The following is an 8,134-nucleotide window of genomic DNA, read 5'->3' on the forward strand; positions in this document are numbered from 1 at the left end:
CGCCTCGGTCACGGGATGCTCGACCTGCAAGCGCGTGTTCATCTCGATGAAAAAGAAGTCGCCCTTTTCATAGAGAAACTCGATGGTGCCTGCACCGCGATACTGGATATTCGCGCAGGCATCGGCGCAGATCTTGCCGATGCGGGCGCGCTCTTCGGCGGTGATGCAGGGGCCGGGGGCCTCTTCCAGCACCTTTTGGTGGCGGCGTTGCAACGAGCAATCGCGCTCGCCCAGATGCACGGCGCGGCCCTTGCCATCGCCGAAAACCTGAATTTCGATATGGCGCGGCGTGGTCAGGTATTTCTCGATATAGACCTCGTCATTGCCAAAGGCGGCTTTGGCCTCGGAGCGGGCGGTGAGAAAGGCCTTTTCCAAGTCGGCGGCGCTCTGCGCCACTTTCATGCCGCGACCGCCGCCACCGGCGGTGGCCTTGACGATCACCGGAAAGCCGATGTCCGCGCAGAGTGCCTGGGCTTCTTTGAGAGTGGCAACGCCCCCCTCGGAGCCGGGCACGCAGGGCACACCAAGCGCCTTCATCGTGTCCTTGGCGGTGATCTTGTCGCCCATGATGCGGATATGTTCGGCGGACGGGCCAATGAAGGTCAGGCCGTGATCCTCGACGATCTGCACGAAATTGGCGTTCTCGCTGAGAAACCCATAGCCCGGATGGATCGCCTGCGCGCCCGTGACTTCACAGGCGGCGATGATCGAGGGGATCGACAGATAGCTCTCGGATGATGCAGGCGGGCCGATGCAGACGGATTCGTCGGCCATGCGCACATGCATCGCGTCGGCGTCGGCGGTGGAATGCACGGCGACGGTCTTGATCCCCATCTCACGGGCGGCGCGGATCACGCGGAGGGCAATCTCGCCCCGGTTGGCGATCAGGATTTTCTCGAACATTGCGGGGGCCTTATTCGATGATCATCAGAGGCGCGCCATATTCGACCGCCGCGCCATCTTCGATCAGGATGCGTTTGACGGTGCCGCCGCGCGGAGCGGGAATATGGTTCATGGTTTTCATCGCCTCGATGATCAGAAGGGTATCGCCCTCAGAGACCTGCGTGCCCACGCTGACAAAGGCGGGCGCGCCCGGTTCGGCCTGCATATAGACGGTGCCAACCATGGGCGAGGTGACAGCACCGGGGTGGCTTGCGGGGTCTTCGGTGGCGGCAGGGGCGGTGGGCGCAGGCATGGCGGCGGGTGCCGGGGCATAGGCGGGTGCCGGGGCCGGTGCGTAATGGGCTGTGACAGCCTCGCCCCGGCGGCTCACGCGGACCTGAAGCGTGTCATCCTCGCCATATTCCCGTTTGACCGACAATTCGGTCAGATCGTTCTCGTTCAAGAGTTCCGCCAGAGCCTTGATAAAGGCCACGTCCGATTCATGGGATTTGTTCGACATATCTTCCTCGACCACAGCGCGATGATGTCCCGGCTGGCGGGCTCATGGCATTTGTTTTGGCCGCTTATAGGGCAAGGTGCTGGCTGAGAAAAGCGGCCATTGACCCTTAATCTGGGGGCTGAGGGGCAATTTTACGAGAGTGAGGCGCAATCAGAGCGGCATGCCCGAAAGTTTGGCCACGAGTTCCGCGAGTTTGCGGGCCTGAAATTTTTCAAGCAGGCGCGCGCGATACACCTCGACCGTGCGGTAGCTGAGGCCGAGATCAAGGCCGATTTCCTTGGACGTCAGCCCCCGGCAGGTGAGAATCGCCACCTCGCGTTCGCGTTGGGTCAATTCCACGAGTGGGCGTTCGTCCGAGAGGTCTGAAAATGACCAGATGCCGCGCTGGAACGGGGCTTCGGGCGTGAGCGACTGTCCGCGCACCCGGCACCAGAAGAGCGTTCCATTGCGCCGCTTCATCACCCGCTCGTCGGCATAGCGCCCGGTCTTGCGCATGATAGCGAGCGCATCCGCCCCGATGCGGCGATAATCCTCGATCGAGGGGTAATAGCGGGCCAGCGGAATGTTGGTATAGTCGGCGGGGGTATCGCCAAAGATCGTGGCGAATTTCTGATTGCACTGCCGGATGATGCGATGTTCCAGCAGCGCGAGCCCCACAGGGGCATGGTCAAACGCGAGTTCCTTGATCTCCATGGCGCTCTCCTTGGGGCGTTTATGCCGCGTGCAATGCTGCGCGCCAAGGGTCTTGCGTGTTTCTACGGAATTGTGCCGGGCCTGCTTCGGTGGTTTTGTGACGACGCGGAGGATTGGGCGATGAATATCGGGATTTGGCTGGAACGGGCGGCGCAGGCGTGGCCCGAACGCGCGGCGCTCTTTCAGGGGGTCGCGCGGGTTGCGGATTATGCGGGATTTGACCGGGCGGCCCGCGAGGTGGCGGGCGCGCTTGTCTCGCAGGGCGTAGCCCCCGGCGACCGCGTGGCGATCTTCATGGGCAATGCGCCCGAGTATCTCTTGGCGCTCTATGGCACTTGGTATGCCGGGGCCGCCGCCGTGCCGATCAATGCCAAGCTGCATGGCGCAGAGGCGGCGTGGATCATCGCGGACGCGGGCGCGCGGCTGGTTCTGGCGGATGCCGCGCGGCGGGATGCCTTGGCTGAACAGGGTGTTGCGGCGCAGGCGGTGGCGCGGGGCGAGGCCGTGGCCGAGGTGGCGACCCGCGCGCCGGGGGATTTGGCATGGCTCTTCTACACCTCGGGCACCACCGGGCGGCCCAAGGGGGTGCGGATCACGCACCGGATGCTGTTGGCGATGTCGCTGAGCTATCTGGCGGATGTGGATGAGGTGACGGGCGCGGATGCCACGCTCTACGCCGCGCCGATGAGCCATGGCGCGGGGCTCTATGCGATGGTGCATGTGCTGCGCGGGGCGCGGCATGTCTGCCCTGCGTCGGGTGGGTTTGACGAGGCTGAGATTTTCGATCTCGCACGGCATCATGGCCGGGTGCATATGTTTGCCGCCCCGACGATGGTGAAACGGCTGACGGCGCAGGCGCGTTTGAGCCGCGAGACCGGGGAGGGGCTGCGCAACGTGGTCTATGCCGGGGGGCCGATGTATCTGGCGGATATTCTCGAGGCGGTCGAGGTGTTCGGCCCGGTGTTTCTGCAAATCTACGGGCAGGGGGAATGCCCGATGGCGATCACGGCGCTGTCGCGTGCCGATGTGGCGGATCGCAACCATCCGCGCTGGCGCGAACGGCTGGCCTCGGTGGGCCGCGCGCAATCGGTGGTCGAGGTGCGGATTGCCGATGAAACCGGGGCCGAGGTGCCGTGCGGTGAGGTCGGTGAAATCCTCGTGCGCGGGGATGCGGTGATGCCGGGCTATTGGCAGAACGCGGCGGCGAGTGAAAAGGCGCTCAAGGGCGGTTGGCTCTGGACAGGTGATCTGGGACGGATGGACGGTGACGGCTATGTGACCTTGCAGGATCGGTCCAAGGACATGATCATCTCGGGCGGCAGCAATATCTATCCGCGCGAGGTGGAGGAGGTTTTGCTTACGCATCCATCGGTGATTGAGGCCGCGGTTGTGGGCATGGCCGATGCCGAATGGGGTGAGGTCGTGGTGGCCTTTGTGGTTTGCAACGGGACGCTCGATGAGGCCGCGCTTGACGCGCATTGCCTAGGCCAGATCGCCCGGTTCAAGCGGCCCAAACGCTATATTGCGGTGGCCGAGTTGCCCAAGAACAATTACGGCAAAGTGCTCAAGACAGATTTGCGGGCGCGTCTGACCACCTAGCGCAGCCTTGTTTTCACCCGCTAAAGGCGCTAGATGCGCGGGGTCGAGCGGTCGCAGCCTACCCGCTTTAAAAAACAAGGATGAAAGATGAGGACGATTGTTATCTGCTCGGGCGGGCTCGATTCCGTATCCCTCGCCCATAAGGTGGCCGCTGAGCATGAATTGGCGGGGCTTCTGAGCTTTGATTACGGGCAACGCCATGTGAAAGAGGTGGAATACGCCGCCGCTTGTGCGCGCCGCTTGGGCGTGCCGCATAAGGTGGTGGATATTCGCCAGATTGGCGCGGCGCTGTCGGGGTCGGCGCTGACCGATGACGTGGCGGTGCCGGATGGGCATTACGCCGAAGAGACCATGAAAATCACCATCGTGCCCAATCGCAATGCGATCATGCTGGCCATTGCCTTTGGCATGGCGGCGGCGGAAAAGGCGGATGCCGTGGCCACGGCGGTGCATGGCGGGGATCATTTCATCTACCCCGATTGCCGCCCCGGTTTCATCAACGCGTTTCAGGCGATGCAGGATGCGGCGCTGGAGGGCTATGCCGAGGTCACGCTCTACACGCCCTACTTGCAGGGATCGAAGGGAGATATCGTTACCGATGGCGCCAAGCATGGCACGCCCTTTGCCGAGACATGGTCCTGCTACAAGGGTGGTGCGCGCCATTGCGGGCGGTGTGGCACCTGTGTGGAGCGGCGCGAGGCGTTTCATCTGGCAGGGGTGGTTGATCCGACCGACTATGAAGACCCGGATTTCTGGCTGGCGGCTGTGGCCGGACGGGAGGCGTGATGTACCGGATCACCAAGGAATTCCACTTTTCCGCGTCACATCAGCTCTTTGGCCTGCCTGAGACGCATCAATGCGCGCGGCTGCATGGGCATAATTACATCGTGGTTGTGGAACTGACCGCAGCGGAATTGAACGCGCATGGGTTCGTGCGCGATTACCTCGATCTGGGTGATCTGAAGCGGTATATCGACGACACGCTGGATCACCGGCACCTGAATGATGTGCTGGGGGATGATTGCGTGACCGCCGAGCGGATGGCCAAGCATCTCTTTGACTGGTGCCGTGCCCGCTGGCCCGAAGTGACCGCGGTCAAGGTCAGCGAGACGCCGAAGACATGGGCGGAGTATCGTCCGTGAGCGAGGCGATCCGGGTTTCGGAAATCTTTGGTCCGACCATTCAGGGCGAGGGCGCATTGATCGGTCAGCCGACGGTTTTTGTGCGCACAGGAGGCTGCGATTATCGTTGCGTCTGGTGTGACAGCCTGCACGCGGTAGACTCGGCCTATCGCGAGACTTGGGTGCCGATGAGAGTCGAGGCGGTGATGGCCGAGGTCGTGCGGCTCTCGGGCGGTCGGCCGATCATGGTGACGCTCTCGGGCGGCAATCCGGCAATTCAGCCCTTGGGCGCGTTGATCGACCTAGGCCATGCACAGGGCTATCGGTTCGCGATGGAAACCCAAGGCTCTGTCGCGCGCGACTGGTTTGCGGCGCTCGATATGCTGGTGCTCAGCCCCAAGCCGCCCTCATCGGGGATGGTGGTGGATTGGGCGCTCTTTGAGGAATGTGTTGCTGCGGCCAAGGGGGCGGCGAGCGTTCTCAAGATCGTGGTGTTTGATGCGGCGGATTACCAATGGGCGCGGGACGTGGCGGGGCGCTATCCTGACCTGCCGCTCTACCTGCAACCCGGCAATCACACGCCGCCCCCGCCTGAGGATGACGCAGCAACCGTGGATCAGGACGGTATCGACGACCGGATGCGCTGGTTGGTGGAGCGGGTGACAGCCGATGGATGGTTTGAGGCAAAGGTATTGCCGCAACTGCATGTGATGCTCTGGGGCAACAAGCGCGGGGTGTGAAGGAGAGAAAGATGAGCGAGAATATCTACAAAGACCTCAAGCAGTTGGGCGGTGCCACCGTGGTCCCGCAACGCCCGGAAGAGGCGGTGCTGGAGCGGGTTTCCAATCCGCAGGCGGATGTGCAGTTTAACGTGCGCTTTACCGCGCCCGAGTTTACCTCGCTCTGCCCGATGACCGGACAGCCTGATTTCGCGCATCTTGTGATTGATTACGTGCCGGGCAAATGGCTGGTCGAGAGCAAATCGCTCAAGCTTTACTTGACCAGCTTTCGCAATCACGGCGCGTTCCATGAGGATTGCACCATTTCGATTGCACGGCGGCTGGTGGCGTTTCTGGAGCCGGAATGGCTTCGGATTGGCGGCTATTGGTATCCGCGGGGCGGCATCCCGATTGATGTGTTCTGGCAGACGGGGACAATGCCCGAGGGGGTCTGGATTCCCGATCAGGGCGTGCCGCCCTATCGCGGGCGGGGCTGAGGCGCGCCATTTGGTTTTGGTGCCCGCCCGACGACCGGGCGGGCGCTTGTCGTTTCAGACGCCAAGCCAGCGATGCTGTGCCTCGGTATCCGCGCGGATGGCCTCGGCGCTGCCGGTCCAGACCACCTGACCCTTGCTGACCACGACCACATCATCGGCAAGCGAGGTGGCAAAGCCGAAATTCTGCTCGACCAGAACCATCGACAACCCCTCGCGCTTGAGCTCCATCAACTTGTCATGGATGAGCTTGACGATGATCGGGGCCAGCCCCTCGGTTGGCTCGTCGAGGATCAGCAGGCGCGGGTTCATCAGAAGCGCGCGGGCGATGGCCAGCATCTGCTGTTCGCCCCCCGAAAGCTGCGTGCCGCCATTGTCCAACCGCTCGCCAAGACGCGGGAAGAGGTCCAGCACCCGGTCCATCGTCCAGGCCCCGTCAAACCGCTTGGACGCGATTTCCAGATTCTCGCGCACCGTCAGAGAGGGGAAAATATCCCGCGTTTCCGGCACATAGGCGATGCCCGCCTTTGCGATGTCATAGGGTCGCTTGGGCATGGCGCTGCCCTCAAAGGTGATCTGCCCGTCGCGCAGCGGCAAGAGCCCCATCACCGTCTTGAGCGTGGTGGATTTGCCCGCACCATTGCGCCCCAGAATGGCCAGAACCCGGCCTGCTTCGGCGCGCAGACCCATGCCATAGAGCACTTGGGTTTCACCATAGCCGGAATTGACCGCACTCAGTTCAAGCATCTTCCCAACTCCCCAGATAGATGTCCTTGAGCAGCTTGGAGCCGCGCGCGGCCTCGGGCAGCCCGTCAAATACCACCTCGCCATAGTTCAGCACGGTGATCGTATCGGCCACGTCAAAGGCCAGATCCATGTCATGCTCGATGATCAACAGCGTCAGATCACGTGGCAGGTTGTTGAGCAGATCGTGAAACCCCTTGGCCATCTCCGGGCCGACGCCACTCGTCGGTTCGTCCATCAACAAAACCAGAGGCCGCGTCGCAAGCGCCACGCCCACCTCCAATTGTCGCCGGACGCCGTAGCTGATCTCGGAAACACGCGCATGCAGATAGGGCATGAGATTGACCTGTTCGGCCACCTCGGCCACGATTTCGCGCACTTCGGGACGTGCGAGGCTGTCGGTATAAAGCCGCGTTGCGTTGCCGGTGTGGATTGCCGCCGCCAGTCCCAGATTTTCCTCGACGGTCAGCCCGTCAAAGAGCGTGTTCTTTTGATAGCTGCGTGACAGACCTTGCCGCGCGCGCCGGGCCACGGGCAGGGCGGTCACATCCTCGCCCGCCAGATGCACCGAGCCGCTGTCGGGGGTCAGTTCACCCACGAGCAGGTTGAAGAGCGTCGTCTTGCCCGCGCCATTCGGGCCAAGGATCACCCGCCGTTCGCCGCGTTCGAGCCGGAGCGAGACCCCGCGCGTGACATGCACCGCGCCAAAGCTCTTGTCGAGATTGTGTGTCTCAAGCATCGGTCTTGACCTCCCTAGGGTCTATATCGCGCACCGCATCCGCCGCGCGCCGTTCAATCCGCGCGGCAAACCGCGCCTCAATCCAGCCAAAGATGCCGTTGGCGCGGCTCATCACTACGGCAATCAGGATGATCCCAACCACCAGATGCCAATAGCTTGTGAGCGCGCCGACCTCATGCTTGAGCAGGACAAAGACCGCAGCGCCCAGCAACGGACCGACCAGTGTGCCAAGCCCGCCAAGGATCACCACCACAAGCGCCTCGCCGGAAACCGTCCAGGACAAAAGACCCGGTGAGACAAACATCACATGCTGCGCCGCCATCACACCGGCCAGACCCGAGATCAGACCCGAGAGACCAAAGACATCCGCCTTGACCCGCCAGACCGTGAGGCCAAGCGCACGCATCCGCTGTTCGTTGTGCATGACCCCCGACAGGGACCTGCCCAATCCTGAGCGCAGGATCAGCACCGCCGCGCCATAAATCGCGGCCAGCACCCCAAGGCAGAAGAGGGCAAAGCTGCGCCCGTCGTTGAGATCAAGGCCAATGAATGAAAGGTCCAGCCGGGCAATGCCGCCCAGACCGTCATCGCCACCAAAAAGCGGTGCCTCGAACACATAGGAA

11 protein-coding genes are annotated in these 8,134 nt (G+C 62.7%); 5 read left to right on the forward strand and 6 right to left on the reverse strand.

All coding sequences use genetic code 11. From position 1 onward, the window contains the following. The 3 genes from KBT70_RS15220 to KBT70_RS15230 all read right to left on the reverse strand — a co-directional run. Positions 1 to 903 (reverse strand): biotin carboxylase N-terminal domain-containing protein (locus KBT70_RS15220; protein WP_296635686.1); only part of this gene is annotated, 903 nt, incomplete at its 3' end. 10 nt (positions 904 to 913) lie between these two features. Further along, a complete protein-coding gene (accB, locus tag KBT70_RS15225; protein WP_296635691.1) occupies positions 914 to 1,402 on the reverse strand; it encodes an acetyl-CoA carboxylase biotin carboxyl carrier protein in 489 nt (162 codons plus the stop codon). Between the two features lie 150 nt (positions 1,403 to 1,552). Beyond that, on the reverse strand, positions 1,553 to 2,089 hold the full coding sequence (locus tag KBT70_RS15230) for a LuxR C-terminal-related transcriptional regulator (protein WP_296635723.1): 537 nt from the start codon (positions 2,087 to 2,089) through the stop codon (positions 1,553 to 1,555). A gap of 126 nt (positions 2,090 to 2,215) precedes the next feature. Here KBT70_RS15230 and KBT70_RS15235 point away from each other — a divergent pair, with 126 nt between their 5' ends. From KBT70_RS15235 to queF, 5 genes are all read left to right on the forward strand, one after another. After that, positions 2,216 to 3,694, forward strand: a complete 1,479-nt coding sequence (locus KBT70_RS15235) for an AMP-binding protein (protein ID WP_296635695.1) — start codon at positions 2,216 to 2,218, stop codon at positions 3,692 to 3,694. Positions 3,695 to 3,781: 87 nt separating this feature from the next. Then, positions 3,782 to 4,480, forward strand: a complete 699-nt coding sequence (queC, locus tag KBT70_RS15240) for a 7-cyano-7-deazaguanine synthase QueC (RefSeq protein ID WP_296635700.1) — start codon at positions 3,782 to 3,784, stop codon at positions 4,478 to 4,480. Further along, complete coding sequence (queD, locus tag KBT70_RS15245; RefSeq protein ID WP_296635702.1) at positions 4,480 to 4,836, forward strand: 6-carboxytetrahydropterin synthase QueD; 357 nt, start codon at positions 4,480 to 4,482, stop codon at positions 4,834 to 4,836. Before queC ends, queD begins: the two co-directional genes overlap by 1 nt. After that, a complete protein-coding gene (queE, locus tag KBT70_RS15250; protein ID WP_296635708.1) occupies positions 4,815 to 5,555 on the forward strand; it encodes a 7-carboxy-7-deazaguanine synthase QueE in 741 nt (246 codons plus the stop codon). Before queD ends, queE begins: the two co-directional genes overlap by 22 nt. Before the next feature lie 11 nt (positions 5,556 to 5,566). Further along, positions 5,567 to 6,031: a preQ(1) synthase gene (queF, locus tag KBT70_RS15255; protein WP_296635712.1), complete on the forward strand. Its 465-nt coding sequence runs from the start codon at positions 5,567 to 5,569 to the stop codon at positions 6,029 to 6,031. Between the two features lie 54 nt (positions 6,032 to 6,085). On the opposite strand, the gene KBT70_RS15260 is transcribed toward queF, so the two are convergent. The 3 genes from KBT70_RS15260 to KBT70_RS15270 all read right to left on the reverse strand — a co-directional run. Beyond that, positions 6,086 to 6,775, reverse strand: coding sequence for an ABC transporter ATP-binding protein (locus tag KBT70_RS15260; RefSeq protein WP_296635715.1), 690 nt, complete (start codon positions 6,773 to 6,775; stop codon positions 6,086 to 6,088). Then, positions 6,768 to 7,511, reverse strand: coding sequence for an ABC transporter ATP-binding protein (locus KBT70_RS15265; protein ID WP_296635718.1), 744 nt, complete (start codon positions 7,509 to 7,511; stop codon positions 6,768 to 6,770). The genes KBT70_RS15260 and KBT70_RS15265 overlap by 8 nt, the downstream gene beginning before the upstream one ends. After that, positions 7,504 to 8,134, reverse strand: a 631-nt coding sequence (locus KBT70_RS15270) for a branched-chain amino acid ABC transporter permease (protein ID WP_296635720.1), incomplete at its 5' end; no start/stop codon positions are given. The genes KBT70_RS15265 and KBT70_RS15270, both read right to left, overlap by 8 nt.

The sequence above is a fragment of the Roseovarius sp. genome (assembly GCF_018066915.1).
Taxonomy (GTDB): domain Bacteria; phylum Pseudomonadota; class Alphaproteobacteria; order Rhodobacterales; family Rhodobacteraceae; genus Roseovarius.

Bases quoted from the DNA above. Each gene is read 5' to 3' on its own strand.
- accB (WP_296635691.1), bottom strand. From the start codon at position 1,402: ATGTCGAACAAATCCCATGAATCGGACGTGGCCTTTATCAAGGCTCTG.
- queF (WP_296635712.1), top strand. From the start codon at position 5,567: ATGAGCGAGAATATCTACAAAGACCTCAAGCAGTTGGGCGGTGCCACC.
- queD (WP_296635702.1), top strand. From the start codon at position 4,480: ATGTACCGGATCACCAAGGAATTCCACTTTTCCGCGTCACATCAGCTC.
- KBT70_RS15260 (WP_296635715.1), bottom strand. From the start codon at position 6,775: ATGCTTGAACTGAGTGCGGTCAATTCCGGCTATGGTGAAACCCAAGTG.
- KBT70_RS15265 (WP_296635718.1), bottom strand. From the start codon at position 7,511: ATGCTTGAGACACACAATCTCGACAAGAGCTTTGGCGCGGTGCATGTC.
- KBT70_RS15235 (WP_296635695.1), top strand. From the start codon at position 2,216: ATGAATATCGGGATTTGGCTGGAACGGGCGGCGCAGGCGTGGCCCGAA.
- queC (WP_296635700.1), top strand. From the start codon at position 3,782: ATGAGGACGATTGTTATCTGCTCGGGCGGGCTCGATTCCGTATCCCTC.
- queE (WP_296635708.1), top strand. From the start codon at position 4,815: ATGGGCGGAGTATCGTCCGTGAGCGAGGCGATCCGGGTTTCGGAAATC.